This window comes from Rhizobacter sp. Root1238, from assembly GCF_001425825.1.
GTDB lineage: Bacteria > Pseudomonadota > Gammaproteobacteria > Burkholderiales > Burkholderiaceae_C > Rhizobacter.
Window position 1 is genome coordinate 189,164 of the sequence record NZ_LMDM01000047.1, and the last position, 25,813, is coordinate 214,976.

At 70.8% G+C, this 25,813-nt stretch carries 27 protein-coding genes; 8 read left to right on the top strand and 19 right to left on the bottom strand.

Annotated features, from left to right (window positions below):
- Nucleotides 1-122: 122 nt before the first annotated feature.
- Nucleotides 123-317, top strand: coding sequence for a hypothetical protein (locus tag ASC98_RS30845; protein WP_157598209.1), 195 nt, complete (start codon nt 123-125; stop codon nt 315-317).
- A 10-nt stretch (nt 318-327) separates the two neighbouring features.
- Here ASC98_RS30845 and ASC98_RS24935 read toward each other — a convergent pair whose 3' ends face one another.
- The 7 genes from ASC98_RS24935 to ASC98_RS24965 all read right to left on the bottom strand — a co-directional run bounded on the left by ASC98_RS24935 (nt 328) and on the right by ASC98_RS24965 (nt 6,288).
- Nucleotides 328-1,113 carry an SDR family NAD(P)-dependent oxidoreductase gene (locus tag ASC98_RS24935; RefSeq protein ID WP_056817180.1) on the bottom strand — a complete coding sequence of 262 codons (786 nt, stop codon included), beginning with the start codon at nt 1,111-1,113 and terminating at the stop codon, nt 328-330.
- An 18-nt stretch (nt 1,114-1,131) separates the two neighbouring features.
- Nucleotides 1,132-2,019 carry a 2-dehydro-3-deoxygalactonokinase gene (locus ASC98_RS24940; RefSeq protein WP_056817482.1) on the bottom strand — a complete coding sequence of 296 codons (888 nt, stop codon included), beginning with the start codon at nt 2,017-2,019 and terminating at the stop codon, nt 1,132-1,134.
- A 53-nt stretch (nt 2,020-2,072) separates the two neighbouring features.
- Entirely contained in the window at nt 2,073-2,690 is a 618-nt protein-coding gene (locus ASC98_RS24945; RefSeq protein ID WP_056817182.1) for a 2-dehydro-3-deoxy-6-phosphogalactonate aldolase, read from the bottom strand.
- A gap of 77 nt (nt 2,691-2,767) precedes the next feature.
- On the bottom strand, nt 2,768-4,042 hold the full coding sequence (locus ASC98_RS24950) for an RNA polymerase sigma factor (RefSeq protein ID WP_056817186.1): 1,275 nt from the start codon (nt 4,040-4,042) through the stop codon (nt 2,768-2,770).
- An 8-nt stretch (nt 4,043-4,050) separates the two neighbouring features.
- Nucleotides 4,051-4,581 carry an SRPBCC family protein gene (locus ASC98_RS24955; protein WP_056817188.1) on the bottom strand — a complete coding sequence of 177 codons (531 nt, stop codon included), beginning with the start codon at nt 4,579-4,581 and terminating at the stop codon, nt 4,051-4,053.
- Between the two features lie 128 nt (nt 4,582-4,709).
- Nucleotides 4,710-5,063 carry a YciI family protein gene (locus ASC98_RS24960; protein WP_056817190.1) on the bottom strand — a complete coding sequence of 118 codons (354 nt, stop codon included), beginning with the start codon at nt 5,061-5,063 and terminating at the stop codon, nt 4,710-4,712.
- A gap of 25 nt (nt 5,064-5,088) precedes the next feature.
- Complete coding sequence (locus ASC98_RS24965; protein ID WP_056817193.1) at nt 5,089-6,288, bottom strand: MFS transporter; 1,200 nt, start codon at nt 6,286-6,288, stop codon at nt 5,089-5,091.
- A gap of 87 nt (nt 6,289-6,375) precedes the next feature.
- Between ASC98_RS24965 and ASC98_RS24970 the strand changes: the two genes are divergently transcribed.
- Both ASC98_RS24970 and otnI read left to right on the top strand, forming a co-directional pair.
- On the top strand, nt 6,376-6,795 hold the full coding sequence (locus tag ASC98_RS24970; protein ID WP_056817195.1) for a PH domain-containing protein: 420 nt from the start codon (nt 6,376-6,378) through the stop codon (nt 6,793-6,795).
- 13 nt (nt 6,796-6,808) lie between these two features.
- On the top strand, nt 6,809-7,594 hold the full coding sequence (otnI, locus tag ASC98_RS24975; protein WP_056817198.1) for a 2-oxo-tetronate isomerase: 786 nt from the start codon (nt 6,809-6,811) through the stop codon (nt 7,592-7,594).
- Here the strand turns inward: otnI and ASC98_RS24980 are convergent.
- On the bottom strand, nt 7,579-8,526 hold the full coding sequence (locus tag ASC98_RS24980; RefSeq protein ID WP_056817200.1) for a 5'-nucleotidase: 948 nt from the start codon (nt 8,524-8,526) through the stop codon (nt 7,579-7,581). The two genes, otnI and ASC98_RS24980, sit on opposite strands and share 16 nt — an antisense overlap.
- A 129-nt stretch (nt 8,527-8,655) precedes the next feature.
- Between ASC98_RS24980 and ASC98_RS24985 the strand changes: the two genes are divergently transcribed.
- From ASC98_RS24985 to ASC98_RS24995, 3 genes are read left to right on the top strand one after another with little or no spacing between them, the layout of a single operon-like run.
- Nucleotides 8,656-8,859: a hypothetical protein gene (locus ASC98_RS24985; RefSeq protein WP_056817203.1), complete on the top strand. Its 204-nt coding sequence runs from the start codon at nt 8,656-8,658 to the stop codon at nt 8,857-8,859.
- A gap of 7 nt (nt 8,860-8,866) precedes the next feature.
- Nucleotides 8,867-9,760, top strand: a complete 894-nt coding sequence (locus tag ASC98_RS24990) for a response regulator (RefSeq protein WP_235581388.1) — start codon at nt 8,867-8,869, stop codon at nt 9,758-9,760.
- On the top strand, nt 9,757-11,754 hold the full coding sequence (locus ASC98_RS24995; protein WP_056817206.1) for a PAS domain S-box protein: 1,998 nt from the start codon (nt 9,757-9,759) through the stop codon (nt 11,752-11,754). Before ASC98_RS24990 ends, ASC98_RS24995 begins: the two co-directional genes overlap by 4 nt.
- 16 nt (nt 11,755-11,770) lie before the next feature.
- Here ASC98_RS24995 and ASC98_RS29835 read toward each other — a convergent pair whose 3' ends face one another.
- Entirely contained in the window at nt 11,771-12,259 is a 489-nt protein-coding gene (locus ASC98_RS29835) for a nuclear transport factor 2 family protein (protein WP_162249342.1), read from the bottom strand.
- 114 nt (nt 12,260-12,373) lie between these two features.
- Here ASC98_RS29835 and ASC98_RS25005 point away from each other — a divergent pair, with 114 nt between their 5' ends.
- Nucleotides 12,374-13,300, top strand: a complete 927-nt coding sequence (locus ASC98_RS25005; protein ID WP_056817212.1) for a LysR family transcriptional regulator — start codon at nt 12,374-12,376, stop codon at nt 13,298-13,300.
- Nucleotides 13,301-13,306: 6 nt separating this feature from the next.
- On the opposite strand, the gene ASC98_RS25010 is transcribed toward ASC98_RS25005, so the two are convergent.
- The 3 genes from ASC98_RS25010 to ASC98_RS25020 all read right to left on the bottom strand — a co-directional run bounded on the left by ASC98_RS25010 (nt 13,307) and on the right by ASC98_RS25020 (nt 15,908).
- Nucleotides 13,307-13,726 carry a globin family protein gene (locus ASC98_RS25010; protein WP_056817214.1) on the bottom strand — a complete coding sequence of 140 codons (420 nt, stop codon included), beginning with the start codon at nt 13,724-13,726 and terminating at the stop codon, nt 13,307-13,309.
- 98 nt (nt 13,727-13,824) lie between these two features.
- Nucleotides 13,825-15,228 (bottom strand): HAMP domain-containing sensor histidine kinase, encoded by a 1,404-nt coding sequence (locus ASC98_RS25015; protein ID WP_157598208.1) that lies wholly within the window; start codon nt 15,226-15,228, stop codon nt 13,825-13,827.
- A 5-nt stretch (nt 15,229-15,233) separates the two neighbouring features.
- Nucleotides 15,234-15,908, bottom strand: a complete 675-nt coding sequence (locus tag ASC98_RS25020) for a response regulator (RefSeq protein ID WP_056817219.1) — start codon at nt 15,906-15,908, stop codon at nt 15,234-15,236.
- Between the two features lie 139 nt (nt 15,909-16,047).
- Here ASC98_RS25020 and ASC98_RS25025 point away from each other — a divergent pair, with 139 nt between their 5' ends.
- Nucleotides 16,048-16,863, top strand: coding sequence for a MipA/OmpV family protein (locus tag ASC98_RS25025; RefSeq protein WP_162249341.1), 816 nt, complete (start codon nt 16,048-16,050; stop codon nt 16,861-16,863).
- A 12-nt stretch (nt 16,864-16,875) separates the two neighbouring features.
- Here ASC98_RS25025 and ASC98_RS25030 read toward each other — a convergent pair whose 3' ends face one another.
- From ASC98_RS25030 to gspL, 7 genes are all read right to left on the bottom strand, one after another.
- A complete protein-coding gene (locus ASC98_RS25030; RefSeq protein WP_056817225.1) occupies nt 16,876-17,880 on the bottom strand; it encodes an AAA family ATPase in 1,005 nt (334 codons plus the stop codon).
- Between the two features lie 216 nt (nt 17,881-18,096).
- Nucleotides 18,097-19,311, bottom strand: a complete 1,215-nt coding sequence (gene gspF, locus ASC98_RS25035; protein WP_056817229.1) for a type II secretion system inner membrane protein GspF — start codon at nt 19,309-19,311, stop codon at nt 18,097-18,099.
- 5 nt (nt 19,312-19,316) lie between these two features.
- The gene (gspE, locus tag ASC98_RS25040; protein ID WP_056817230.1) at nt 19,317-20,738 is read right to left on the bottom strand and encodes a type II secretion system ATPase GspE; all 1,422 of its coding nucleotides are present in this window, start codon (nt 20,736-20,738) and stop codon (nt 19,317-19,319) included.
- 4 nt (nt 20,739-20,742) lie between these two features.
- Nucleotides 20,743-22,971: a type II secretion system secretin GspD gene (gene gspD, locus ASC98_RS25045; RefSeq protein ID WP_082542223.1), complete on the bottom strand. Its 2,229-nt coding sequence runs from the start codon at nt 22,969-22,971 to the stop codon at nt 20,743-20,745.
- Nucleotides 22,968-23,888, bottom strand: a complete 921-nt coding sequence (gene gspN, locus ASC98_RS25050) for a type II secretion system protein N (RefSeq protein WP_082542261.1) — start codon at nt 23,886-23,888, stop codon at nt 22,968-22,970. The genes gspD and gspN overlap by 4 nt, the downstream gene beginning before the upstream one ends.
- Nucleotides 23,888-24,430 carry a type II secretion system protein GspM gene (gene gspM, locus ASC98_RS25055; protein WP_235581389.1) on the bottom strand — a complete coding sequence of 181 codons (543 nt, stop codon included), beginning with the start codon at nt 24,428-24,430 and terminating at the stop codon, nt 23,888-23,890. The genes gspN and gspM overlap by 1 nt, the downstream gene beginning before the upstream one ends.
- Entirely contained in the window at nt 24,427-25,695 is a 1,269-nt protein-coding gene (gspL, locus tag ASC98_RS25060) for a type II secretion system protein GspL (protein WP_056817491.1), read from the bottom strand. Before gspL ends, gspM begins: the two co-directional genes overlap by 4 nt.
- Between the last annotated feature and the right edge of the window lie 118 nt (nt 25,696-25,813).

Sequence of the window (25,813 nt, forward strand, 5' to 3'; positions counted from 1 at the left end):
TTCGCACCGGATGACCTGCGGCGTCAGGTCCGCTGCCGGGCGCGGCGCCGACCCTGCCCCTGGTCCGCAACTTGCCATCTGGAGCCTGTCGCCGCCCCGTGCGGCCCCGCGAAAGGCATCCGATGTCAGCACCCGAGTCGTCGACCGCAGAAGTGGCCAAGCTGCTGCACCGCCTGTGGCTGCGCGTGAGCCGCGGTGACACCGGCTATGGCGACGACATGCAGGACACCGTGGTCGACCCGGACCGCGAGTTCGGCTTCGCCGACACCGAGGTCGAAGACCGCTTCCGCTTCAAGCCGTCCTACGACCTGAACTGACCCCGGCGGATCAGGACCAGCCCGCGTCGACGACGAAGCTCTGCGCGGTGCACATCTTCGAATCGTCGGCGGCGAGGAACAGCGCCATCGTCGCGATGTCTTCCGACTGAAGCCGCCCCGGCAGGCACTGGTTCGCGTCGAGGTCCTTCTCGGACTCCGGCGTGACCCACATCTTCAGCTGCTTGTCCGTCATCACCCAGCCCGGCACCAGCGCGTTGACGCGGATGTTGCGCTTGCCCAGGTCCTTCGCGAGCGAGCGGGTCAGGCCGTGGATCGCGGCCTTGGTCGTCGCATACGCCGGGTAGCCGGCGCCCTTGATCATCCAGCTGATCGAGCCGAGGTTGATGATCGATCCACCGCCCAGCCCGGCCATGTCGTCGACCACCGCCTGTGCCGCGAAGAACTGGTGGCGCAGGTTGACGTTCATGCACTGGTCCCAGAACTCAGGCGTCACTTCCTCGACCTGGTGGCGCTGGTCGTTGGCCGCGTTGTTGACCAGCGCGCCGATCGGCCCGAACGCGCTGCGCGTCTGCGCGATGGCTGCCTGCAGCGCCGCGACGTCGGTCACGTCGCACGGGATGAACAGCGGCGCCGGCGCGCCGTGCGGGTTCGGCCGGGCGGCGATGCCCGCCAGCAACGCATCGGCCGCCTCGCGGTTGCGGCCGACGAAGCCGACCTTGGCGCCTTGCGCATGGAAGTGCTCGACGAACGCGGTGCCGATGCCGGTGGTGCCGCCGCTGATGAAGACGGTGCGGCCTTCGAGGCTCGGGTAGTGGGCGAAACGGGGGATGGTCATCGAAAGCTTCCTTCGGGTTCAGCCGACCAGCCCGCGCGCGCGGGCCAGCCGGTGCAGGCCGCGCGCGGTCAGCGCCTCGGCATGGGCGATCGCCTGCAGCCCGCGCACCGCCAGCGCGCGCTCGTAGCGGCGGGTCAGTGCGGCGCTGCCGATCAGGTGGACCGTGCCGTTCGCCGGCGCCAGCCCGTTCAGTTCGTGGCCGACCAGCAGGCCGGACAGGTACGACGGCGCCGCCGTGCCGCTCAGCTCGCCGAACAGCCCGAGTGTCCGCACGCTGAAGAGCTGGTTCGGCAGGCCGCCGCTGCCGCGGCTGGCCTCGAGCCCGCGTGCGAACGCGGCTTCGTCGTCGCCGGCGTCCTTGTCCATCAGCGCGCCGAGCAGGCTGTGCTGCGTCATCAGCGCGTAGAGCTCACCGGTCATCGCGGTGTGGATGCGGGCGATGTGCCCCTGCTCGACGGTGATCCACTTGCTGTGCGTGCCCGGCAGGCACAGCGTGTGCGGGCCCGGGCCGGCCAGGTCGTCGAGCAGGCCCAGCACCTGGGTCTCCTCGCCGCGCATCACCTCGGGCGCGCCTTGCGGGGGCCGGTCGCTCATGCCGGGGGCGATGAAGAGCTCGCGGCCCGGCAACGCCGGCGCCTCGAAGGCCAGCATGCCGGCGGCGATCGCGTCGGCCCCGGCCGGGCAGGCGACGTACGGCACCTCGCGCCAGCCGTTGCGGCTGCCGATCATGCCGGCCATCACGATGTGGCGGTCGGCCCAGCCGTCGATCTGCTCGGCCAGCACCGCCTCGAAGCGGCCCTGGCAGGCCAGCAGCGCGGCCGGGCTGCTGCGTTGCGCGAGCACCTGGCCGGCGGCGTCGAGTCGGTAGGCGCGCAGGCTGCTCGTGCCCCAGTCGATGGCGATCATCTTGTCCGTGTCTCCGTGGTGCGGGTCGCCTCGGCGACGCGCGCTTGTGTTCTTCAGCCGCGAGCGGCTTGCCATGCGGCGACGAAGGCGCGCGCCATCTCGCCGGTGCGCGACACGTCCTGGCCCGGCTTGTAGAGGTCGCTGCCGAGCCCGGCACCGATGCAGCCGGCCGCCAGGTACTCGCCCAGGTTGGCCGGCGTGACGCCGCCCACCGCGAACAGCGGCACGCCGGCCGGCAGCACCGCCTTCAGCGCCTTCACGTGGCCGGTGCCGTAGGTGGTGGCCGGGAACAGCTTCAGCGCCTGTGCGCCGGCATCGAGCGCGTCGAAGGCCTCGCTGGCGGTCGCGAAGCCGGCGGCCACCTGCAGACCACGCTTCGTCGCGTACTCGATCAGCGACGGCCGGGTGTTCGGCGTCACGACCAGCTTGGCGCCGACGTCCACCAGCGCATCGACATCGGCCGGCTTCAGCACCGTGCCGCCGCCGACCAGCGCGCGGCTGCCGAAGCGCTGCACGACGTCGGCGACGCTCTTCTGCCATTGCGGCGAGTTCAGCGGGACTTCGATCGCATCGAAGCCGGCGTCGATCAGCGCCTGCGCATGGGGCAGGGCTTCTTCGGGACGGATGCCGCGCAGGATCGCGATCAGCGGCAAGGAGGTCGGCCAGGTCATGGGGCGACAGCGTAGCCATCGCTTCGGTCGGGCACAAATGAAATTTTGGGCCCTCGCCATAGCAAAACCGGCGAGGGTCAGCCCGGCAGCTCCCGCGCCCGCTGCAGCAGCAGCTCGCGCTCGCGCTCGTTGCGCGTCATCTCGGCGGCACGCTCGAAGGCCTCGCGTGCCTCGGCATGCCGGCCCAGCCGCGCCAGCAGGTCGGCGCGCACGCTCGGCAGCCAGTGGTAGTTCGCGAGCGCCGGCTCCGCTTCGAGCTCGTCGACCAGTTCCAGCCCGGCCGCCGGCCCGAACGCCATGCCGACCGCCACCGCGCGGTTCAGCGCGACGACCGGCGACGGCGCCACCTGCTCCAGCGCGTCGTACAGCGCGACGATCTGCACCCAGTCGGTCTCGTCGGCGCTGCGCGCCCGCGCATGGCAGGCCGCCAGCGCCGCCTGCAGCGCATACGGCCCGCGCGCGCCACCCAGCGCCTCCGACTGCGCGAGCGCCGCGAGGCCGCGGCCGATCATCTGCGCATCCCAGCGGCTGCGGTCCTGCTCCATCAGCAGCACCGCACGGCCCTGCGCATCGGTGCGTGCCGGCGTGCGCGAGGCCTGGATCTCCATCAGCGCGAGCAGGCCGTGCACTTCGCTCTCGGCAGGCATCAGGCCGGCCAGCACGCGGCCGAGCCGCAGCGCCTCGTCGCACATCGCCGGGCGCATCCAGTCGTCGCCGGCGGTCGCCGAATAGCCTTCGTTGAAGACCAGGTAGATCACCTCCAGCACCGACGCGAGACGCGCCGCGCGTTCGGCGGCCTGCGGCACCTCGAACGGCACGCGGGCCGCGCTCAGCGTGCGCTTGGCGCGCACGATGCGCTGCGCGATGGTCGGCTCGGGCACCAGGAAGGCGCGCGCGATCTCGTCGGTGGTCAGGCCGCCCAGCAGCCGCAGCGTCAGCGCGACGCGCGCATCGGTCGACAGCACCGGGTGGCAGGCGGTGAAGATCAGCCGCAGCAGGTCGTCGCCGATGTCGTCCTCGCGCGCCGCGTCGAGCCCGTCGACGAAGTCCGGCACCACGTGGGCCTGCATCGCGTCCAGCTCGTGGCCGAGTTCCTCGTGCTTGCGGGCATGCAGCGCATCCTGCCGCAGCCGGTCGAGCGCGCGGTTCTTGGCGGTGGTCATCAGCCAGGCCGCCGGGTTGTCGGGCAGCACGCCGTCGCCCCAGTGCTCCAGCGCGGCGAGCAGCGCGTCCTGCGCGAGCTCCTCGGCCAGCCCGACGTCGCGCACGATGCGCGCGACGTGGGCGATGACCTTCGCGGATTCCGCCCGCCAGACGGCTTCGATCGCACGGTGTGTCTCTGTGGATGCCATCCAGGTCCTCAGGTCGCTTTCTCGGCCAGGGTCTTCAGGTTCGCGAGCCCGGCCTCGAAGTCGGTGCCGACCATGCGGTCGACGTTGATGAAGACATGCATGACCTTGCCGAGGTACGGCACCGGGCCGTGCATCGCCCAGGTCACGCGGGTGCCGCCCTGCTCGGGCTGCAGCGTGAACTCGGCCTGGTTGTGGGCTTCGAACGGCTTCACGAAATCGAGCGCCATCGTGACCTTCGACGCCGGCACGGTCTCGAGGATCGCGAGGCTGCCGGTGCCGACCTCGTTGCTCTCCCAGCCGTAGCGCGCGCCGGCGCCGACGGTGGTCGGGCCGTAGCTGCCCTTGATCGCCGGGTCCTTGCGCTCGTACGGGTTCCAGGTGTTGAAGCTGCGCAGGTCGTTGATCATCGCGTGCAGCCGCTCCGGCGGCGCCTGGATGCGCAGGCTGCGCTCGACGCGGAAGGTGTCGGGCTTCGTGGCGGCGTAGACCAGCAGCAGCGCGAGCGCGGCGGCGATGACGAGCAGGGTGGACTTCAGCATGATCGGCTCCTGGGTGTGACGGGCGGATCGAACGGTCCGCACCTGCTCACACGACGGGCGATCACGCGTCGGATCGACATCGCTGCCAGTGACCTGGGGATAACCCGCAGATCGAGCTGCCGTCGGCCTCAGGCGAAGCAGGGGCCGAGTTCGCGCACCTCGACCGTGCACCACTCGGCCGCCGGGCAGTCGGCCGCGATGGCCACCGCCTCTTCGCGCGTCTTGACGTCGAGCAGGAAGAAGCCGCCGATCATCTCCTTGGCCTCGGCGAACGGGCCGTCGACCAGCCGCTTCTCGCCGGCGCGCTTCTGCACCCGCACCGCGCGGTCCTGTGCGAGCAGCGATTCGGCGCTCTTCAGCACGCCGCGGGTCTTCAGTTTCTCGGCGTAGCCCAGCATGCTGTTGTAGGCGGCCTGGCCTTCGGCGAGCGTGCGCTGGCCGCGCTGTTCGACGGGTTCGACGATGAGCATCACGTAGGACATGGAATCTCCGATCTCGAGAGGGCGTTCACGGGGGGCATTGTGAAGCGGGCGATTGTGAAGCGACAGTGCGAACGTGGGGATACGGCAGCACCATCGCGAAACTGGCGAGGCACAGCAGCAGCATCGCCAGCGCCAGCGGCAGTGCCGACGGGCCCGACATGAACGGCGCGACGCCCTGCGTGCCGAGCGCGCCGGCCGCCAGGATGGCCAGCATCAAAAGCGCGGACGCGCGGCCCATCTGCACCGGCGGCAAGGCCAGCGCCTCGCTGAAGGCCGCGGGGCCGCGCACCGCGAGCACCGCGCAGAAGGCACACCAGAACACGGCGACGCCGACGAATCCCGGCTGGCCGAGCCAGGCCAGCAGCGCGAAGCCGCCGCACAGCGCCACGTGTGCCGCGCAGCCGAACTGCACCGCGCGCGCCGGGCCGAAGCGCCGGCTGATGCGCCCGGACTGGCTGGCCACGGCCATGAAGCACAGCACGCTCATCAGCTGCAGCGCGGCGAAGCTGCCGGCACCCAATCCGAAGGCGTGCACCATCAGCTGCGGCGCGCTCGCGACGAAGCTCAGCAGCGCGCCGAAGCACAGCGCATGGCACAGCGCGAGGCGCAGGTACTTGCGATTGCCGATGATCGCGAGGTAGCCCGCGGCGGCGGTGCGGTCCAGCCCCGGCAGCTCGCGCGGCGTGACCCGCACGACGAAGGGCAGCGCGAGCAGCGTGACGCCGCCGAGGATCCAGAAGGTCGCGCGCCAGTCCATCGCCAGCAGCAGCGCGCTGCCGAGCACCGGCCCGGCGGCCGGCACCGCCGATTCGATCATCGCGATCGACGCGATGCCTTTCACCGCATGCTCGTCGGACAGCGTCGCCCGCACGACGCTCGGCGCGACCACCGTCGACGCGCCGGCCGCCGCGCCCTGCAACGCGCGCATCGCGAGCAGCCAGCCGATGTCGGGTGCGAGCGCGCAGCCGAAGGCGCTGAGCACCAGCAGCGAGACGCCGATCAGCACGCAGCGGCGCGGACCGAGCCGCGTCATCGCCTCGCCCCAGATCAGCTGCGACGCGGCCAGCCCGGCCAGGAACACCGCGATCGTCGCTTGCGCCAGCGTGACGTCGATGCCGAGCGAGGCCTGCAGCGTCGGCACGGCCGGCAGGAACAGGTCCATCGCCAGCATGCTGGTGGCGGTGACGATGGACAGCGGCAGGACGGTGCGGATGGTGGACGGCATCGCGGAACGGCAGGCAGGGGCGCCGACTGTAGCAACCGGCAGCTGCTATCGTCACGCGCCTCCCTCTCGCGGAACACAAGGACCACCATGTCGAGCTACATCGAAGGCGCACTGACCCAGGACGAACGCGTGCTGCACGACGCCCACGTGAGCCTCTGGTCGCTGTGGGTGCCGCTGCTGGTCGGGCTGGTGCTGCTGCCAGCCTTCGGCATCGGGCTGATCGCATGGGGCTACGCCTACGTGATGTACAAGACCACCGAGCTCGCGGTGACGAACAAGCGGGTCATCGTGAAGCAGGGCTTCATCTCGCGGCAGACGATCGAGATCAACATCAACAAGGTGGAATCGATCCAGGTCGACCAGACGGTGATGGGCCGCCTGCTCGACTTCGGCTCGTTGCTGATCTCCGGCGCCGGTTCGCCGCAGGCGCCGCTGAAGGGGATCTCGGAGCCGCTGGCCTTCCGGCGCGCGTTCATGGAGGCGCAGGACGGCGCCTCTCGTCGCTGAAGGGAGTGTCGCGATGCCCAAGTTCGCCGCCAACCTGAGCCTGATGTACACCGAGCACGAGTTCCTCGACCGCTTCGGCGCCGCGGCGCGCGACGGTTTCGACGCGGTCGAGTGCCTGTTCCCGTACGACGTGCCGGCTGCGGCGCTGAAGGCGCGGCTGCAGGACCACGGGCTGCGGCAGGTGCTGTTCAACGCGCCGCCGGGGGATGCCGCGCAAGGCGAGCGTGGCCTCGCGTGCCTGCCCGGCCGCGAGGCGGCTTTCCGCGAAGGCATTGAGCGCGCGCTCGCGCTGGCCGCCGAGATCGGCTGCCCGCGCCTGCACGTGATGGCGGGTATCGCCGCGCCCGAGGTCGACCGCGGCTGGCTGCGCGAGTGCTACCTCGCGAACCTCGACTGGGCCGCCGGCCATGCGGCGCCGGCCGGCATCGAGCTGACGATCGAGCCGATCAACACCCGCGACATCCCGGGCTACTTCCTGAACCGGCAGTCGGAGGCGCATGCGGTCGTCGTCGAGCTCGGGCGGCCCAACCTCAAGGTGCAGATGGATCTCTACCACTGCCAGATCGTCGAGGGCGATGTCGAGATGAAGCTGCGGCATTACCTGCCGAGCGGCCGCGTCGGGCACCTGCAGGTCGCCGGCGTGCCGCTGCGGCACGAGCCCGACGTCGGCGAGCTGAACTGCGCCCACCTGTTCGACGTGGTCGACGAACTCGGCTGGGACGGCCACATCGGCTGCGAGTACCGGCCGCGCGCCGGCACCTCGGCCGGGCTCGGCTGGCGGCGTCAGCGCCCGGCCTGAACCTTCGGGGCGACCACCGCCTCCACCTGCGCGATCAGGTTCGACACGCCGGCCGCGACATGGCCCGACGGCACGTGGGCCGAGGCGTTCTCGATGTGGCCGGTCTGGTCGTCGAAGAAGAAGTCGGGCTCGAACTCGCGCAGGAACTCGCCTTTCGGCAGCCCGCCGAGGAACATCGCCTCGTCGACCTCGATGTGCCAGTCCATCAACGTGCGGATCGCGCGCTCGTGGGCCGGCGCGCTGCGCGCGGTGACCAGCGCGGTGCGCACCCGCATTGCCGGCGAGGCCTGGCGCTGCAGCAGCTGCAGCGCGTCGAGCAGCGGCTTGAACGGCCCGGCCGGCAGCGGCTTCAGCGCCTTGTCGCGCTCGTGGGCCTGGAAGGCGTCGAGCCCGCCGCTCTGGAACACCTGCTCGGCCTCGTCGGAGAACAGCACCGCGTCGCCGTCGAACGCGATGCGCACTTCATGCGGGTGCGCGTCGGACGCGCGCGCCGAATGCGGGTAGACGCGCGCGGCCGGCACGCCGGCGTCGAGCGCCGAGCGCACGTCGGCCTCGTTGGTCGACAGGAACAGGTGGGCGTTCAGCGGGCGCAGGTAGCGCCACGGCGATTCGCCGCGGGTGAACACGCCGCGCTGGATCGGCAGCCCGTAGTGCTGGGCCGAGCGGAACACCCGCATGCCGGACACCGGGTCGTTGCGCGACAGGATCACCACCTCGACCGAGGCCTGCGGTGACGCCGCGTTGAACGCCAGCAGCTTGTTGACCAGCGAGAACGCGACGCCCGGCTTGGCCGGTTCGGCGACACGCTGCAACTGCAGCTGCATGTAGGCGCGGTCGTCCTTGGCTTCGAAGAGCTGGTTCTCTTCTTCGAAGTCGAACAGGGCGCGCGAGGAAATGGCCACGACGAGCTGGCCGGCGAGGGTGGCGGGCATCGCCGGATGATACGGGCGGCCCGTGGTGAAACAAACGAAACAATGGCGGGCGTTGCGGAAACGGGGTTGATACCCACCGCTTCGACACTGGCGGCATACCAACACGCAAAACCGCCCGGAGCTCCCATCATGACCGCGACCCTCGTCACCACCACGCTGCAACGCCTGTTCTCCCGCCGGGCCGCCACACCGGTGCGTCGTCCGTCGCGGATCGCGGTGCAGCGCGCCCGTTTCGCGCAGACGCACCGGCTGGAATTCGCCGACACCAAGCCGCAGGTGTTCCGCAGCGAGGCCTTCGGCGAGGACATCGCCCACCTGCACCTGAGCCTGTGAGCGGCCCATGATGAACACGCCGACCGCCACCGAATGGATCACCGCGGTGCTGAGCGGCGCCAACCGCGCCGGCATTGCGCCGCCGGATCGATATGATCCGCCGCAAACCCCCCGCGACAACCCGCAACGAGGCATCTTCCCCATGGCGTCCGGCGCGCAAGCGGCCATCCCTGTCGTGCTGGTCGTCGACGACGAACCGGAGATCCGCTCGCTGCTGAGCGAATACTTCGGCCGCCACGGCCTGGTCGTGCGCACCGCGCAGGACGCCGCGCAGGCGCGCGAGATGCTCGCCGAAGCGCTGCCCGACCTGGCGATCCTCGACGTCAACATGCCCGGCGAGAACGGCCTGTCGCTCGCCCGCTGGATGCGCGAGCGCCACCCGCACCTGGGGCTGGTGATGCTGACGACCGCCGGCGAATCGGTCGACCGCATCGTCGGCCTGGAGCTCGGCGCCGACGACTACGTGTCCAAGCCGTTCGAGATGCGCGAGCTGCTGGCCCGCATCCGCGCGGTGCTGCGCCGCGTGGCGCTGGCCCGGCTGGCGCCGCAGGTCGCGGCCGCCGCGTCGCAGCCGACGCAGAGCAAGCGGGTGCGCTTCGGCACCTGCGAGCTCGACCTCGACCAGCGCCGGCTGTTCGCGCTCGACGGCCACGAGGTCGAGATCAGTGCCGCCGAGTTCGACCTGCTGTCGCTGTTCGCGCGCAACCCGAACCGGCCGCTGAACCGCGACCAGATCATGGAGCAGGCGCACCACCGCGGCTGGGACGTGTTCGACCGCTCGATCGACCTGCGCGTGATGCGGCTGCGCCGCAAGATCGAATCCAACCCCGACAAGCCGGAAGTGCTGAAGACCGTTCGCAACGTGGGCTACGTGTTCGTGCCCCACGTTGCGGATGCATGACGGGACTGCAGCGCGAGTTCAGCTGGACCGGCCACCTGCGATGGGGCGAGCGCCCCGGCGAGGCGGACGGTGCGGCGCTGGACCCGGCGCTGATGAGCGCGCTGCTCGACCACATCACCGCGCGCGTCGCGGTGATCGACCGTGAGCACCGCTACCGCTATGCCAACGTCGAGGCGGCCGGCTTCTTCGGGCTGACGCCGAAGCAGATCGCCGGCCGGCACCTGGCCGACGTGATCGGCCGCGCGTCGTACGAAGGCTACCTGCCGTGGGCCGAGCGGCTGTTCGGCGGTGAATCGCTGCGCTGGCAGGGCTGGGTCGAGTACCCGGTGCGCGGGCGGCGCTTCATCCAGGAAACGATGGTGCCGTACGGGCCGGCCGGCGAGCCGGTGCAGGCCATCGTCGTGTTCGGGCGCGACCACACCGAACTGAAGCTGCACGAAGAGGCGCTGGCCCGCCAGGTCGAGCAGCTGCGCGCCAGCGAGGCGCTGAAGTCGGCCATCGTCGACCATGCGCTGGCGGCGCTGATCTCGACCGACGGGCAGGGCTGCATCGTCGAATTCAACCCGTCGGCCGAGGCGATGTTCGGCCGCAGCCGCGCCGAGGTGCTGGGCCGGCGCGTCGGCGAGGTCGTGATGCCCGAGCGCTACCGTACGGCGCACGACGCCGGCATGGCGCGGCTGGCCGGCGGCGGCGCGCCGCGCGTGCTGGGCCGGCGCATGGAGCTGTTCGCGCTGCGCGCCGACGGCCGCGAGTTCCCGATCGAGATGGTGCTGTGGCGCAGCGATGTCGGCGGCACGGCGTTCTACACCGCGTCGATGGTCGACGTGACCGAGCGGCACGGCGCGGCCGAGCAGATCGAACGCCAGCGCGAGGCGCTGCGCCAGAGCGAGAAGCTGACCGCGATGGGCAGCCTGCTGGCCGGCGTGGCGCACGAGCTGAACAACCCGCTGGCGATCGTGATGGGCCGGGCCAGCCTGCTCGAGGAGAAGTGCGAGGACGACGCGCTGAAGGCCGACGTGCTGCGCATCCGCGAGGCGGCCGAGCGCTGCGGGCGCATCGTGCGCACCTTCCTCGACATGGCGCGCAGCAAGCCGCCGCAGCGCGGCACCGTCGACATCAACGACCTGGTGCGGGCCGCGGTCGAGATGCTGCACTACGGCTACCGCACGCATGGCATCGAGCTGGAGACCGAGCTGGAGGCGGCGTTGCCGTCGATCAATGCCGATGGCGACCAGATCGGCCAGGTGGTGCTGAACCTGCTGATCAATGCGCAGCAGGCGCTGGCCGGGCAAGGCACGCGCCGGCGCGTGAAGGTGCAGACGGGCGTCGAGGCGCGGCGCGACAACCGCGCGCAGCGCGTGTGGCTGCGCGTTGCCGACAGCGGGCCGGGCGTGTCGCCGGACCTCGCGGCCCGCATCTTCGAGCCGTTCTTCACGACCAAGGCCGAGGGCATGGGCACCGGGCTCGGCCTCGCGGTGTCGCGCTCGCTGGCGCGCGAGCACGGCGGCGACCTGATCCTCGAAGCGGCCGGCGCCGACGGCGGCGCGAGCTTCCGGCTCAGCGTGCCGGTCAGCGGTGTCGCCGACGAGGCGATGGCGGCACCGCGCGCCGAACCGGCCGAGGCGCCGGCGCAGGCGCGGCTGCTGGTGGTCGACGACGAGGCCGAGCTGCTGGGCTTGATGCGCGAGATGCTGGAGGGCGCCGGCTACGACGTGGCGACCGCCGAATCGGGCGCGGTCGCGCTTGCGATGCTGGAGACGGCGCGCTTCGACGCGATCGTCTCCGACCTGCGCATGCCCGACATCGACGGCGCGGCGCTGTGGCGCGAGGTGAGCCGGCGCCGCCCGCGGCTTGCGCGGCACATGCTGTTCGTGACCGGCGACACCTTGTCGCCCGATGCACGCGAGTTCCTGAAGGAGGCGTGCTGCACCGGGCTGGACAAGCCGTTCTCGAAGGCGGATCTGCTGGCGCGGGTGGCGGCGCTGGTGGCATAGCCGCGTTGGCGCCCGGCTACTTCAGGATCGTCTTCTCCGAGTGTCCGAAGAGAAGGATCGTGCGCATGCGGCCACCCGGGTCGAATTCGACGACGTCGTATCCCCAGAAGCCCGCCTCGCCCTTGGCATCGACGAATTGCCAGGTCGCGAGGCCGTGGTTCTCCCAGCCCAGCATCTCGTTCATCCGGAACAGCCCGCCCGGGCTGCGCTTCTGGAACGCTTCGAGATGTGCGATCACCTCTGCGATGCCGCGGCGTGTTTGAATCGGGTTGGTGAAGACGACGTCTTCCGACAGACTGTCCCGCAGGAGTGCGAGTCGCCTGCCGTCGTCGACCGGTCCCCACGCCGAAAGATAGGTTTCGTAGGTCTTCGCGCGCGGATCCGACTTCGCCGGCGGACCCGCGGGAATGGATTGCGCGGCGAGCGAAACCGCCGGCGAACCCGCACCGGCAAGCAGAAGCAAAGAGATGGCCGTTACTTTTCGTCGTTGCATCAGGACTGACATGTGGATCTCCATGGACAAGGCATGCGCAAAGTCTGCCCGGCGCCGGGGGGCACGAGAACCCGCACGACGGGCAAGGCAAAGTTGCCTTTCGGGACATGCGATCGCCTGAACCGCATGCTCGACAGCGAACTCTCCCTCTCGCAGCTTCGATGCTTCGTCGCGGTCGTCGATTTCGGCTCGCTGACGGAAGCGGCCCGTCAACTGGGCATGTCCCCGGCGAGCATGTCCAAGGCCGTCACGAGGCTGGAGCAGACCAGCGGCGTGAAGCTCTTTCATCGGTCCACGCATGCACTGTCATTGAGCCAGGACGGCGAGCGGCTGGTGAGTGCGGCGCGCGAGGCAGTGCGTGCGGCCAGCGTCTTCAGCAAATCCGCGGGGGCGCGCCATCAGGACGGCAGCTCGGGCTGGATCCGGATCACGGCGGCGGTGGGCTTTGCACGCGAGGTCCTGACGCCGTTGCTCGCGGAGTTCGGCCGGGAGCATCCGACCGTCCGGATCGATCTTCGCGCCACGAACGAACTCGTCGACCTCGCGAGGGACGGCGTCGACCTGGCCATTCGAAGCGGGTCGCTGTCCGACCTGCCGGGGCATCTCCAATCCCTCTGGTTCAAGTTCCCCTGGGTGGTCTGCGCTGCACCGCAGTACCTCCGCGGAAAGCCTCTTCCATTGCACCCCGAGGACATCGCCCAGCATCGGGTGATCGGGTTCAGGAACCCCCACAACGGACAGGTTCGAGCATGGACGTTCTGCCGGCCAGGGGGCGACGGCGAGGAAATCCGGATGGTGCCCGAGGCCGCGATGATCTTCGACGACGGTGCCTCCGCCGCGCTGGCCGGCATCCAGGGGGCCGGGCTGATCGCAGCGCCGCTGTGGCTTGTCGCCGGCGCGCTCGAAGCGGGGCATCTGGTGGAGCTGTTGGGCGATTGGAGAGCGCCTGCCGCGCCCATCAGCTTCCTGCGGCGGGAGCGGCACCTCGTGCCGGAGCGGGTCGACAAGCTCATCGCCTTCCTCCGCGCGCGGCCACCGCTCGGGGGCGACTGAAGAGGCTCAGGCCACGGCGCCTTCGCGCGCCGCCTCGATCATCGTGCGCGACACCACCCCGTACATCGCCACCCAGGCGTCGTGCACCTCGGCGGTGAACGCATCGCCCAGGCCGTCGCGCAGCGTCTTGATCAAGGCGCCGCCGACGGTCGCGTAGTGCTCGGTGTGCACGCCGTAGCCTGCATGGCGGCGGCCGAGCAGCCGCAGCGCGGCGTGCAGCGTGTACGGGTCGTCGAGCACGCGGATCGCCGCGGCGAGCATCGTCATCAGGCGCTCGCCCTGGTGGCGGATGTCGGTGCGAAAGAGTTCGCGCAGGCCGGGGTCGGCGGCGAACAGGTTCTCGTAGAACTGCTGCGCGGTATCGGCCGCGTGCGGCTGCACCAGGTTGAAGCTGTGGCGGATCAGGTGGATGTCGTGCGGGGTCATGGGTCGATTCCTTGCAATGTCCCGCAAGGATGGCGACCGATTGATTCGAGGCCGTTTCGACGCCGGCCCTGTCCTGTTTCGTTGGTTGCCGCGCGCCGTCAGCCGCTGCGCCAGTGCAGCGTCACCGACAGGCCCGGGTGGCCAGCAACCGCTTGCAGCCCCTCCGCCAGTACGATGCGCGCGCCCAGCTGCCGCGCCGCGGCCTCCACGATCGCGAGGCCGAGGCCGGAGCCCGAGGCGCTCGCGGCCGATGCCGCCGTGCCGCGCCGGAAACGCTCGAACGCATGGGCGCGTTCGTCCGGTGCGATGCCGGGGCCGTCGTCGCTGACGTCGAGCACGCAGTCGCCATCGCCGTGTTGCGCGAGACTCACTTCGACCCGGCCGTTCGGCCGGCCGTAGCGGATCGCGTTGCCGACCAGGTTGTGCAGCACCGTCTCGACCGCATGGCCGGGGCTTTGAATCGGCAGGCTGTCGGGGCCGGCATAGCCCAGCTCGATGCCGCGCGCCTGCGCCTCGTCGGCATGCAGCGCGAGGCAATCGCGCGCCAGGTCGGCCAGGTCGACGCGCTCCAGCCGCTGCTCGACGCCGGCCTCCAGCCGTGCCAGCGCCAGCAGCTGGTTCACCAACCGCATCGAGCGCGCGACGCCGCGCTCCAGGCGCTGCGCCGCGGCTTCGCGCTCGTCGGCATCGCGGCTGCGCTTCAGCGTGTCGCACTGCGCCGCAATCACCGCCAGCGGTGTGCGCAGTTCGTGCGCCGCGTCGGCCAGGAAGGCGCGCTCGCGCTGCAGCAGCGCCTGCAGGCGGGCCAGCGTCTCGTTGAGCTCGCGCACCACCGGTCGCAGCTCACGGTAGGGCTGGTTTTCGCCGAGCGGGCGCAGGTCGCCCGGCGGACGAGCTGCCAGGTCCTGCGACAGGCGCAGCAGCGGACGCAATCCGGTGCGCACTGCCAGCCACATCGGCAGCAGCAGCAGAGGGAACCCGACCAGCAATTGCGCCAGCGTCGCCGGGGTCGACAGGCCGAACCGCAACATCTCGGTGCGTGCCGCCGCCGACTGGATGACGTCGATGCGCCGCGTGCCGTCCGCCGCCCAGCGTCGGTACACGTGCAGCAGCGTCGGTCTCTCGCCGACCTGGAAGAAGCCCTCGCGCCCATCGTCGGCCAGTGCGGGCAGCGGGATGCCGCCCGCGAGCAGCAGGCGCCCGGTCGCATCGTGGACGTGGAAGGCCTCGAAGCCACCCTGCGCCCCCACGCGCGCGCCGTCGGCCACGATCTTCAGCGAGAGGCCGCGCAGCACGGCCTCCGCCGGCCGGGTCCGGTCCTCCAGCGCCTGCGTCACCACGCCGCCCACGCCCTCCATTTCCATGTCGAACTCGCCCGAGCCGACCGCCGAGAGGCTGAGGTTCGAGATCACGACCATCACGCCCCAGGTCAGCACATAGGCCAGCAGCAGCGCCACCATCAGTCGCCGTGTGACGGAGCGCTCCAGCAGTCGTCGCAGCATGGTCGTCACTCCACCAGGCTGTAGCCGACGCCGCGCACGGTGCGGATGCAGCCGTCGCCAAGCTTGCGGCGCAGGTTGTGGATGTGCCATTCGAGCGCGCCGAACTCCATCGGCTCGTTCAGCGGCATCACGGCGCGGGCCAGCCGGTGCTTGGACACCACCTCGCCGGCATGCCGCGCGAGTTCGGCGACGATCTGGAATTCCTTCGGCGACAGCGCGGTCAGCGCGCCGTCCAGCCGCACCTCGCGGCGCAGGCTGTCGATCTGCAGCGCACCGACCGTCCACACCGCCGACGCGTGCCCGCCGCTGCGCCGGGTGACGGCACGGATGCGCGAGGCCAGTTCCTGCGGCGCGGCGGGCTTGATCACGTAGTCGTCGGCACCGGCGTCGAGGCTGGACACCCGCGCATCGAGCGCATCGCGGGCCGTCAGCACGATGACCGGCAGCTTCAGCCCACCGCGGCGCCAGCGCTGCAGCAGGTGCAGGCCTTCGCCGTCGGGCAGGCCGAGGTCGAGCAGCACGCAGGCGAAGGGCAGGGCGTCGTCGGCCGCGGCGGCGGCCGTCAGGGCTTGCGCATGGGCGACGCTGCGCACCCATTCGCTGGTCAGCCCGTGGCCGGCCAGTGCGCGCTGCAGTTCGGTGCCCAGTTCGAGGTCGTCTTCGACGAGGAGGAGGTGCATGGTGCGCTGGTGGGACGGGTTCGGGGTGGCTCGGCGCCGAGTCTAGTGGGGCGACCCTGGGCATTCCCTAAGCTGGCGGCAGGCACAGTGCGGCCCTCTCAATCGCCGGCCCCATGGGCCCCCTCGCATGTCGACCCCGTTGATCGCTCGCCCCCTGTTCCGCCCGGCCCTGCTGGCCGCTGCCCTCGCCGCGACGACGCTGCCCTCGTGCGCCCAGAGCCAGACGCCACCGGCGCCGCCGACCGGCCTGAGCGGCAGCGTGTCGCTCTGCGTCGCGACGATGCCGCGCTACGAAGGCAGCCCGAACCGCCGCACCTTGGCCGCGCCGGACCTGACGCTCAGCTACCGCACTGCGGACTGGGGCCACGTCGACCTCGACCACACCGGGCTCGGCTGGACCTTCGTGGAGCAGGACGCCTGGCGCGCCGGCGTGCTGTTGACCGGCGACCCGGGCCGCAAGGACCATGACGTGACCGGCATCGGCCCCGCGGCCGGCGACGACCGGTTGCGCGGCATGGGCGAGGTGCGTGCCAGCGCCGAAGCCGGTGTGACGGCGGGCTACGGGCCGCTCGGGCTGACCTACCGCAAGTCGCTGGGCGATCGCGGCCACCGCGGCGCACAGGTCGACCTCGGCCTGTCGTGGCCGGTGCCGGTGACCGACGCGTTCGCGCTGAACTTCACGGCCGGCGCCAGCTGGGCCGACCAGCGCTACCTGCAGGCCTACTTCGGCGTGACGCCGGAACAGTCCGCCGCCAGCGGCTACGCGGTCTACACGCCGAAGGCCGGCCTGCACAAGGTCGACCTCGGCATCGGGGCGGAGTACACGCTGCAGCCCGACCTGAAGCTGCGGGCGTCGGCCGGCGTGTCGGCGCTGGGCGGTGACGCGAAGAACAGCCCGATCGTCGCGAAGAAGACTGGCGCGACGGGCTACGTCGGGCTGGCGTACCTGTTCTGAGCCCGCTGCGCGCTACTGCATGAAGCCGATCGTCGACTTCCTGCCGCCGGATTCGGGCAGGTCGTCGCAAACGACGTGGTCGCGGTGCGCGAGCTTCGCGTTGCCGAACGCGGTCATCCACGCGCGGCGCATCTCGCGCGGCGCCATCTCGCCCATCCGGTCGAGCACCTCGGACCGTGGGTCGGCCTCGAAGCGCTCGCCCCAGGCGTGGTCGCGGCGGATGCCGTCGTACAGGCGCGCCGCGATGCGGCGGGCCGCGTCGCGGTCGGGTGCCTGCACCTCGTAGACGTTCATGCGGTTCAGGATCGGGTCGGGGATTGCGCGGCCGTCGTTCGCCGTCGCGACCCAGATCACCTGGCTGGCGTCGATCGGCACCTCGGCGAATTCGTCGACGAAGCTGCCGGCGGTGTCGTGCTCCAGCAGTCCGTACAGCGCGCCGAGCGGGTCGTAGGCGTGCTCGCCGCCGGCCTTGTCGATCTCGTCGACCACCATCACCGGGTTCGCGTACTGGCCGTCGACCAGCGTCTCGAACAGCTTGCCGGGACGCGCGCCCTTCCACTGGCTGGAGGCGCCGCTCAGCACCCAGCCGGCGGTCATCGAGCTCATCGACATGAAGCCCATGCCGGTGCCGAGCAGCTGCGAGAGTTCGCGCGCGAAGTGCGTCTTGCCGACGCCGGGCGGGCCGAGCAGCAGCAGCGGGGTGATCTCGAGCGCATCGCGGCTGTCTTCGCACAGCGCGAGCTGGCGTTTCACGTCGTCGAGCACCTCGCTGAAATTGGGCAGCTCGTCGTAGAGGTGGTCCATCGCCGGCAGGCCGGACGGTTTCACCTGGAAACGCTCCGGCCCTTTCTCGAGCATGCGCTCGTAGGTGGAGCGCAGGCTTTCGTGCTCCTTGTGCGGCAGCTTGTCGAGTTTGCGGCCGACGTCGTCGACCCGGTAGAGACTGCGCATGCGGGCAATCGGGATGCCGCCTCGCGAGGATGACGACACCGGGACCAACTGCTTGGATGCGCTCATCGAAGACCTCCAGAAGACGCAGACCTTGGCGTTCATTGAAGCAAAGGTGTCCGGAAGTCAGCACTCGATGAAAACCCCGAACACCACCCAGTTCTGGTGGTGCCACCATGCACGACGCATGCCAGAGCGTGATCAAGCAACACCCGGGGAACTGGCTTTGCCAGGCCCCTTGGGTGGCGCCCCCTCGGGGGGCAGGAGCGCAGCGACGTGGGGGCCCTATTTCACCCAGGTATTGAGCTGGATGATCGGCAGCAGCACCGCCAGCACGATCAGCATCACCGCGGCGCCCATCGCGACGATCAGCAGCGGCTCCAGGATCGTCGCCATCGCCATCGCGCGCCGCTGCACTTCCTGGCCCAGCTGCTTGGCGGCCCGGTCCAGCATCTGCGGCAACTGCCCGGTCTGCTCGCCGAGCCGCGCGAACATCGCGAGGATTCCAGGGAAACGCTTCTTCGCCGCCAGTGCCGACGCGAACGGCGCACCTTCGCGCACCTGCACCAGCGCATCCATCGCATCGGCCCGCATCGCGTGGTTCGACAGCGTCTCGGCCGCCGCCTGCAGCGCCTTCAGGATCGGCACGCCGGCATTCGCGAGCATCGCCATCGTGCCGGCGAAGCGGGCCGCGTTGTAGCCGCGCGAGAGCTTGCCGATCAGCGGCAGCGTCAGCCAGCTCGCATCGAACTGCTCGCGGAACAGCGCGTTGCGCAGCATCAGCCGCAGCGTGGTGATGCCGCCGGCGATCGCGATCAGCAGCAGCCAGCCCCAGCTGCGCAGGAAGGCGCTGATCGCGAGCATCGCGACCGTCAGCCCCGGCAGCGCCCGCTTCGAGCTGATGAACACCGACGCCACCTGCGGCACCACGTAGGTCACCAGGAAGACCACGATCACCACCGCGATCAGCGAGACGATCGCCGGGTACAGCGTCGCGCCGATGATCTTCGACTTGAGCTGCTGCCGCTCTTCCAGGTCGTCGGCCAGCCGCTCCAGCACGCGGCCCAGCGCGCCGCTCTGCTCGCCGGCGCCGACCACCGCGCGGTACACGTCGTCGAACTCGCGCGGCGCACTGCCCAGCGCACGGGCGAACGGCGAGCCGCCGTTGACCTCGCTGCGCAGGTGGGCGATCAGCTCGCGCTGCTTCGGGTCTTCGGCCTCATCGCTCAGCGCCGTCAACGCGCGCTCCAGCGGCAGGCCCGATCCGACCAGCCCGGCCAGCTGGCGCGTCCACACCGCGAGCCCGGTCGAGCTGAACACCCGGCGCACGATCTTCAGGCCGGTCGCCTGCGTGCCGGCCGACGCGACCTGCGTCACCTCCAGCGGCACCAGCGCCTGCGCCCGCAGTTGCGCGCGCGCGGCCTTCGCGTTGTCGGCCTCCAGCAGGCCGCTGTTGGTCTTGCCGGCGGCGTCGATCGCCTCGAACTTGTAGGCGGGCATCGTCGCTACTCTTTGGTGACCCGCATGACCTCTTCGAGCGAGGTCACGCCCTCACGCACCAGCCGCTCGCCGTCTTCGCGCATCGAGCGCATGCCGCCGGCTTCGGCGGCGACGAACACCTGCGATTCCGCCGCGCGGCTGTGGATCAGCGCGCGCACCTTGTCGTCGGCCACCATCAGCTCGTAGACGCCGGTGCGGCCCTTGTAGCCGGAGTTGCCGCATTCGCTGCAGCCCACCGGGTGCCAGCGGCCCTTCGCGTCCTGCTTCTTGCAGTGCGGGCACAGCTTGCGCACCAGGCGCTGCGCCAGCACGCCCAGCAGGCTGGAGCTCAGCAGGAAGGGCTCGATGCCCATGTCGGTGAGCCGGGTCACCGCGCTCGGCGCGTCGTTGGTGTGCAGCGTGGCCAGCACCAGGTGGCCCGTCAGCGACGCCTGCACCGCGATCTGCGCGGTCTCGAAGTCGCGGATCTCGCCGATCATGATGACGTCCGGGTCCTGCCGCAGGATCGCGCGCAGCGCCTTCGCGAAGGTCAGGTCGATCTTCGCGTTGACCTGCGTCTGGCCGATGCCGCCGAGTTCGTATTCCACCGGGTCTTCGACCGTCAGCACGTTGGTGCTGCTGGTGTCGACGCGGCCGAGCGAGGCATACAGCGTGGTGGTCTTGCCGGAACCGGTCGGGCCGGTCACCAGCACGATGCCGTGCGGCTGCTGCACCAGCCTGTCGAAGCGTTCGAGCGTGTCGCCGCCCATGCCCAGGCCTTCGAGCGTGAACTTGGATTCGCCCTTGTCGAGCAGCCGCAGCACCGCGCGCTCGCCGTGCGAGGACGGCAGCGTCGACACCCGCACGTCGACCGCGCGGCCACCGATGCGCAGCGAGATGCGGCCGTCCTGCGGCAGCCGCTTCTCGGCGATGTCGAGCTCGGCCATGATCTTCAGCCGCGAGATCAGCGCGGCGTGCAGCGCCTTGTTCGGCTGCACCACCTCGCGCAGCGTGCCGTCCACGCGGAAGCGCACCGAGCTGGAACGCTCGTAGGGCTCGATGTGGATGTCGCTCGCGCCGTCTTTCGCGGCCTGCGTCAGCAGCGCGTTCAGCATGCGGATGATCGGCGCGTCGTTCGAGGCCTCGAGCAAGTCCTCGATCGCCGGCAGGTCCTGCATCATGCGGCTCAGGTCGACCTTGCTCTCGACCTCGCCGATGACCACGGCCGCGCTCGATTCGGCGCCGGCATAGGCGGCGGCGATGCGGTTGACCAGCGTCGAGGACGGCTCGCGTTCCAGCGCGTCGATCGAGTACAGCCGCAGCACCTCGCTGAGCGCCGGCATCGACACCGTCTCGGGTGCCCACAGCACCAGGCGCTCGCCGTCGTCTTCCAACAGCAGCGTGTGCGCCTTCGCGTAGGCGTAGGGCAGGGGGTGGCGTGCGCCCATGGTGTTACTGCCCCGGCTCGCTGGCAGCCGCGTCGGGGGCCGAAGCGCCCGATGCCGGCGTCGCGGGCAGCGCCGGATTGCGGATCGGCTTCGGCGGCGGCGCGCTCAGCGCCTTCGGCGAATCCTGCAGCGTGTTCAGCGGCGGCAGCACCGGCGATTCGTTGATCGGCGTGATCCAGCTGTTGCGCGGCTGCTCGGCCTTCTGCTGCGCGCGGATCGTCTCGTAGCGGTCCAGCGAGACGGCGTTCGAGGTGGCGGCGTCGCGCATCACGATCGGGCGCAGGAACACCATCAGGTTGGTGCGCGTCTTCTGGCGGTTCTGGCTGCGGAACAGCGCGCCCAGCACCGGGATGTCGCCGAGCAGCGGCACCTTGTTGTTGGTCTCGGTGTACTTGTCCTCGATCAGGCCGCCGAGCACGATGATCTCGCCGTCGTCGACGACCACGGTCGATTCGATCGAGCGCTTGTTGGTCGACGGGCCGGCGCTGGTCGTGCCGGGCGCCACCTTGTCGGACAGGCTGGACGACTCCTGGAAGATCGTCATGCGCACCGCGCCGTTCTCGCCGATCTGCGGCTTGATCTTCAGCGTGATGCCGACGTCCTTGCGCTCCACCGTCTGGAACGGGCTGGTGGTCGCGGTACCGGTGTTGGTGAACTGGCCGGTGATGAACGGCACGTTGCTGCCGACGATGATCTTCGCTTCCTCGTTGTCGAGCGTGATCAGGTTCGGGGTCGAGATGATGTTGCTGTTGGTCTGGCTCTGCAGCAGGTTGGCGATCGCCGCCAGGCCGTACTGGCCGGCGAACTTGCGGATCACGCCGATGTTGAAGCCCTCGCCGAGGCCGGCGGCGACGCCGGTCGCGTCGATCTGGACCAGGTTGCCCTTGCCGCTCTTCGGCGTGAAGTTGGTGCCGCCGACGATGCCGGTGGAGTCGCCGCTCTTGCCGATCAGCCCTTGCCACTGGAAGCCGGCTTCCGCGGCGTTGTCGCCGGTCACCTCGACGATCATGCTTTCGATGTAGACCTGCGCACGGCGCGAATCGAGCTGGTCGATGACGGCGCGCAGCTGCTTGTAGACCGGCTCGGGCGCCGTGATGATCAGCGAGTTGCTGGCCGGGTCGGCCTGGATCATGCCGCCGGTCGACGGCGCGGCCGACGGCGTGAGCGGCGCGACCGCCTGCGGGCTGCCGCCCCCTTGCTGGTTCGGATTGGCGGCCTGCGACAACGCGGCCGTCGGCGAGCTGCCGCCACCGCCTCCGCCACCGCCGCCGGTCGAGCTGAACGCCGCGCGCAGCACGGTCGCGAGCTTCACCGCATCGCCGTTCTTCAGGTAGACGACGTAGATGTTGCCCATCGGGTTGTCGCCGACCATCGGCTTGTCGAGCTTCTCGATCACCGCCTTGATGTTGGCCATGCGGGCCGGCGTGGACGCGCGCACGATCAGCGCGTTGCTGCGGGCATCGACCAGGATCGACGAGGTCGCGCCGCCACCGGGCACGCCGCCCTGCACGCCGGTGCCGCCGTCGCTCAGGCGCTGCACGACGGTCGCGAGGTCGGTGGCCACCGCGTACTTCAGCGGGATGATCTCGACATCGCCGGAGCTCGGCGTGTCCATCGCGGCGATGATCTTCGCGATGCGCGTCAGGTTGTCCGCGTAGTCGGTGATCACCAGCGTGTTGTTGCCGGGGTTCGCGTTGATGGTGTTGTTCGGGCTGATCAGCGGACGCAGCACCGGCACCAGGTTGTTCGCGTTCTCGTGGCTCAGCTTGAAGATCTGCGTCAGCACCTGGTCGCCCTGGCGCGACACCGAGCCGACCGACACGGTGCCCGATTGCAGCTTCGCATCGGCCTCGGGCACGACCTTGAACAGCCCGCCGACCTCGACCACCGTGAAGCCCAGGCCGCGCAGCGCGGCCAGGTAGTTCAGGTAGGCCTCGCGCGGCGTCATCGGTTCTTCGCTGAACAGCGTGATCGTGCCCTTGACGCGCGGGTCGACGACGAACTGCTGCTTCAGGATCGCGCCCATCGCGCGCGACACGCCTTCGATGTCGGCATTGACGAAGTTGAGGGTGACCGGTTCGCCCTTGAAGCGCGACGGCGCCGGCGTGGCGGGCTGCTGTGCCAGCACGACCGGGAACGCCCCGAGGTTGGTCGTCAACAGCGCGGCCACCAGCGCGCCGACGAGCGGACGTCGCGGCTGGAGCAGAGGGGAGTGGCGCTTTTTCATGCTCATCCGATCGAAATGACGGACACGGCGCCGTTGCGCCGCCCGATGATGTTCAGCAGGTTGCTCAGTGCGGCTTCGTCGCCGCTGTTTGCACGGGCCTCGCCGCGAAAGCGCACGCCATTGGCGCCCACGCTGCCGTTGCCCGAGAGTTGAAGGGCGCCGTCGAGCGTCGTCAGGCTCAGCTGCGACGGGCCGCCGCCCGCATTGCCGGTCAGCGACAGGCGGTAGCTGCCCAGCGTCTCGAGCGTCGACACGCGCGACGCCGCACCGATCAGCTCGACATCGGCCCGGCCGTCCAGCAGCCAGCGGCCTTGCACCCATTCCATCTTCAACCCCGGCGACACCAGGCGCAGCGCGCCGCCGAGCTGCAAGGTGTTCCATGGCGTGCCCAGGCCGCCGAGCAGCGCGCCCGGCCACTGGCCGGTCCAGCCGGCCTGCGGCATCAGCGTCATCGACAGCCGGCCGAAGCCGGGCTTGATCTGCAGCGCGACGCTGCCGTTCAGGCAGCAGGCCTGGCGCGCGACCAGCTCGAAGCCGAGGCCGCGCAGGCCGAGCGACCAGTCGAGCCGGCCCGGCAGCGCGGCGGCATCGCGGCTGCCCGGGCCGCCGGTCAGCACGACCACCGCGCTGCCCGACCAGACGGTGCCGCGCGCATCGGCCAGCAGCACGCGCTGGCCGGAGGCCGATTCGATCGCGCCGGCCAGCCAGCTGGCGGGCGCAAAGGCGACCAGCCCGAACAGCAGGCCGAGCACGGTGCCGGCGATGCCCCAGCGCGTGGCGGCGCCGCGCGACTGGTCCCAGGCCAGTTCGGCGAAGGTGGATTCCTGCCAGGCCGACGGGCTCAGGCTGGCGGCGAAGCGGCGCTTGCCGACGCGCTTCGGCACGTTGCGCCCGAGCGGGCGCAGGAACGGACGGGTGGCCATCAGGCGCCCCCTCCGAAGCTGACGAGGATGGTGCCGGCGTAGCCCTGCGGGCCGCGCGTCAGCTGCGCATCGACCGGCCGCGCGCGTGCGCCGCTGCGGGCTTCGCCGAGCCAGGAGCGCAGCTTCTCGCCGGAGACGCCGGTGAGCGTCAGCGTCGCGCGGTCGCCCTGCACCGAGATCTTGCCCCGGTCGCCGAGCCGGTCGGTGGCGGACTTGAGCGCCTCGGCCGCCTGCTGCGGCGACACCGGCGCCACGCCGCGCAGCTCGCGCACCTCGCCGGCCAGGCGCTGCATCGATTGCAGCTGGGCGTCGAGCGCATCGAGCGTGGCCGGCGCCTCGCGCAGCACGCGCAGTGCCGGCGCGACCGCGATCATCCAGACGATCAGGATGCCGACGCAGATCAAGGCGGCACCGGCGCCCATGCGCTCGCGTGCGGCCAGGCCGCTCCACATCGTGAGGAACTGGGTGCGCGCAGCGGCCAGCGGGGCCGGCAGGGCCAGGCGCGAGGCACCCGGGGAACGGGAGGGGCGGGCGGTGCTCACAGCGGGCGTCCTGGCGTCGTGGCGGGGGCGCGGCTGATGGTGAGCCGGCCATCGACCGACTCGACCTGCCAGCCGGCGGGGGTCAACTGGTTGCGGAACTGGTCGATCTGCGGCGGGCTCCAGCCGGCGGCCGCGAGCGTCAGCTTGCCGGGCTCGTACTTCAGCGTCTCGACCGGCGGGCGATCGGGCGGCCACGCCGCGGCGGCGGCTTGCAGCATCGGCTCGAAATCGGTTTCTCCAGGGCGGCCGGCCGCGGCGCGCAGCGTGTCGGTCTCGCGCTGCATCTGGGCCGGTGCGTCGAGCACTGCGCGCACCTGCGGATAGGCGGTCTGCACCACGGCGACCATCGCCTGCCGGCGCGCCGAGATCGCCGAACTCTGGTGCGCGGCCCACAGGTTCAGGCCGAGCAGCTGCACGACGACGAGGGTGATCAGCCCGTAGCGCAGCGGCCGCCAGGTGGGCGTCAGGAACTTGCGCCAGCTGTCGCGCAGCGCGCGCGTGCCGCGGTTCTTGCGGGCCAGCGAGAACTGGCGCAGGTTCCACAGCGAGCGCGAGGCCTGCAGCGCGCGCTGGGCCGGCGTCATCACGGTGATCGGGTTGCCGAGCCAGCGTTCGGCGGCAGTCGCCGCGGCCGGCGTGGCGCTCCAGCGGGCGCCGTCGGGCAGCGGCTGCGGCAGCAGCGCCCGCGCGAGCGTGCCCTGCAGGCTGACGAGCGCGACGCCGTCGTGGTGCGACCAGCTCAGCGTGATGGCTTCGGCGCCACGCGCGCCCTGCGGGTCGGCGGCACCTTCGGCGAAGTGCCCGGTCGGTGGATCGTCGGGCCAGGCCACCGGCACGAGGCGGTCGACGAAGACCTGCGCTTTTTCGAGGGCGGCCAGTTCGCCGGTGAGCCACAGGCGGTCGACCGCGGCGATCCAGGTCGGCTGGCCGGCGACGGCTTCGGGTGCGACGGCCAGGTGCACGCCCTCGGCGTCGTCGAGCAGGGCTTCTTCGAGCACGCCGGTGAGGGCGGCGCGCAGCCGCGCGGCGGGCGCCTTCGGCAGCGTGATGCGGTGCCAGCTGACGTCGGTGTCGGCCAGCACGGCGACCACGACGTTCGCCTTCGGCAGCAGCGACGCGGCGCAGCGGCCGTGGGTGGCCATCGACAGGCCGTCGGGCGACATCGCGTAGACGTACTCGGTGCCCGTGCCGTCCACGCCGGCCGGGCCCTGGGCGCTGGCGCGCAACCGGGGGCGGGGCGGGATCTGGATGACGAGTGTGCTCATGGGGGGCGCGATGTTGGCTGCGGCATTGTAGGCATGCGGCGCGCGCAAACCTTAACAAATCAACGACTTACGGTGTCTTGTTGTAGTAGTTCCTGCGGCAGCGTGGCGGCGCTGCCCA

Excerpts from the sequence above, each read along its gene's own strand:
- ASC98_RS30845 (WP_157598209.1), top strand. The coding sequence starts at position 123 with ATGTCAGCACCCGAGTCGTCGACCGCAGAAGTGGCCAAGCTGCTGCAC.
- ASC98_RS24935 (WP_056817180.1), bottom strand. The coding sequence starts at position 1,113 with ATGACCATCCCCCGTTTCGCCCACTACCCGAGCCTCGAAGGCCGCACC.
- ASC98_RS24940 (WP_056817482.1), bottom strand. The coding sequence starts at position 2,019 with ATGATCGCCATCGACTGGGGCACGAGCAGCCTGCGCGCCTACCGACTC.
- ASC98_RS24945 (WP_056817182.1), bottom strand. The coding sequence starts at position 2,690 with ATGACCTGGCCGACCTCCTTGCCGCTGATCGCGATCCTGCGCGGCATC.
- ASC98_RS24950 (WP_056817186.1), bottom strand. The coding sequence starts at position 4,042 with ATGGCATCCACAGAGACACACCGTGCGATCGAAGCCGTCTGGCGGGCG.
- ASC98_RS24955 (WP_056817188.1), bottom strand. The coding sequence starts at position 4,581 with ATGCTGAAGTCCACCCTGCTCGTCATCGCCGCCGCGCTCGCGCTGCTG.
- ASC98_RS24960 (WP_056817190.1), bottom strand. The coding sequence starts at position 5,063 with ATGTCCTACGTGATGCTCATCGTCGAACCCGTCGAACAGCGCGGCCAG.
- ASC98_RS24965 (WP_056817193.1), bottom strand. The coding sequence starts at position 6,288 with ATGCCGTCCACCATCCGCACCGTCCTGCCGCTGTCCATCGTCACCGCC.
- ASC98_RS24970 (WP_056817195.1), top strand. The coding sequence starts at position 6,376 with ATGTCGAGCTACATCGAAGGCGCACTGACCCAGGACGAACGCGTGCTG.
- otnI (WP_056817198.1), top strand. The coding sequence starts at position 6,809 with ATGCCCAAGTTCGCCGCCAACCTGAGCCTGATGTACACCGAGCACGAG.
- ASC98_RS24980 (WP_056817200.1), bottom strand. The coding sequence starts at position 8,526 with ATGCCCGCCACCCTCGCCGGCCAGCTCGTCGTGGCCATTTCCTCGCGC.
- ASC98_RS24985 (WP_056817203.1), top strand. The coding sequence starts at position 8,656 with ATGACCGCGACCCTCGTCACCACCACGCTGCAACGCCTGTTCTCCCGC.
- ASC98_RS24990 (WP_235581388.1), top strand. The coding sequence starts at position 8,867 with ATGATGAACACGCCGACCGCCACCGAATGGATCACCGCGGTGCTGAGC.
- ASC98_RS24995 (WP_056817206.1), top strand. The coding sequence starts at position 9,757 with ATGACGGGACTGCAGCGCGAGTTCAGCTGGACCGGCCACCTGCGATGG.
- ASC98_RS29835 (WP_162249342.1), bottom strand. The coding sequence starts at position 12,259 with ATGTCAGTCCTGATGCAACGACGAAAAGTAACGGCCATCTCTTTGCTT.
- ASC98_RS25005 (WP_056817212.1), top strand. The coding sequence starts at position 12,374 with ATGCTCGACAGCGAACTCTCCCTCTCGCAGCTTCGATGCTTCGTCGCG.
- ASC98_RS25010 (WP_056817214.1), bottom strand. The coding sequence starts at position 13,726 with ATGACCCCGCACGACATCCACCTGATCCGCCACAGCTTCAACCTGGTG.
- ASC98_RS25015 (WP_157598208.1), bottom strand. The coding sequence starts at position 15,228 with ATGCTGCGACGACTGCTGGAGCGCTCCGTCACACGGCGACTGATGGTG.
- ASC98_RS25020 (WP_056817219.1), bottom strand. The coding sequence starts at position 15,908 with ATGCACCTCCTCCTCGTCGAAGACGACCTCGAACTGGGCACCGAACTG.
- ASC98_RS25030 (WP_056817225.1), bottom strand. The coding sequence starts at position 17,880 with ATGAGCGCATCCAAGCAGTTGGTCCCGGTGTCGTCATCCTCGCGAGGC.
- gspF (WP_056817229.1), bottom strand. The coding sequence starts at position 19,311 with ATGCCCGCCTACAAGTTCGAGGCGATCGACGCCGCCGGCAAGACCAAC.
- gspE (WP_056817230.1), bottom strand. The coding sequence starts at position 20,738 with ATGGGCGCACGCCACCCCCTGCCCTACGCCTACGCGAAGGCGCACACG.
- gspD (WP_082542223.1), bottom strand. The coding sequence starts at position 22,971 with ATGAGCATGAAAAAGCGCCACTCCCCTCTGCTCCAGCCGCGACGTCCG.
- gspN (WP_082542261.1), bottom strand. The coding sequence starts at position 23,888 with ATGGCCACCCGTCCGTTCCTGCGCCCGCTCGGGCGCAACGTGCCGAAG.
- gspL (WP_056817491.1), bottom strand. The coding sequence starts at position 25,695 with ATGAGCACACTCGTCATCCAGATCCCGCCCCGCCCCCGGTTGCGCGCC.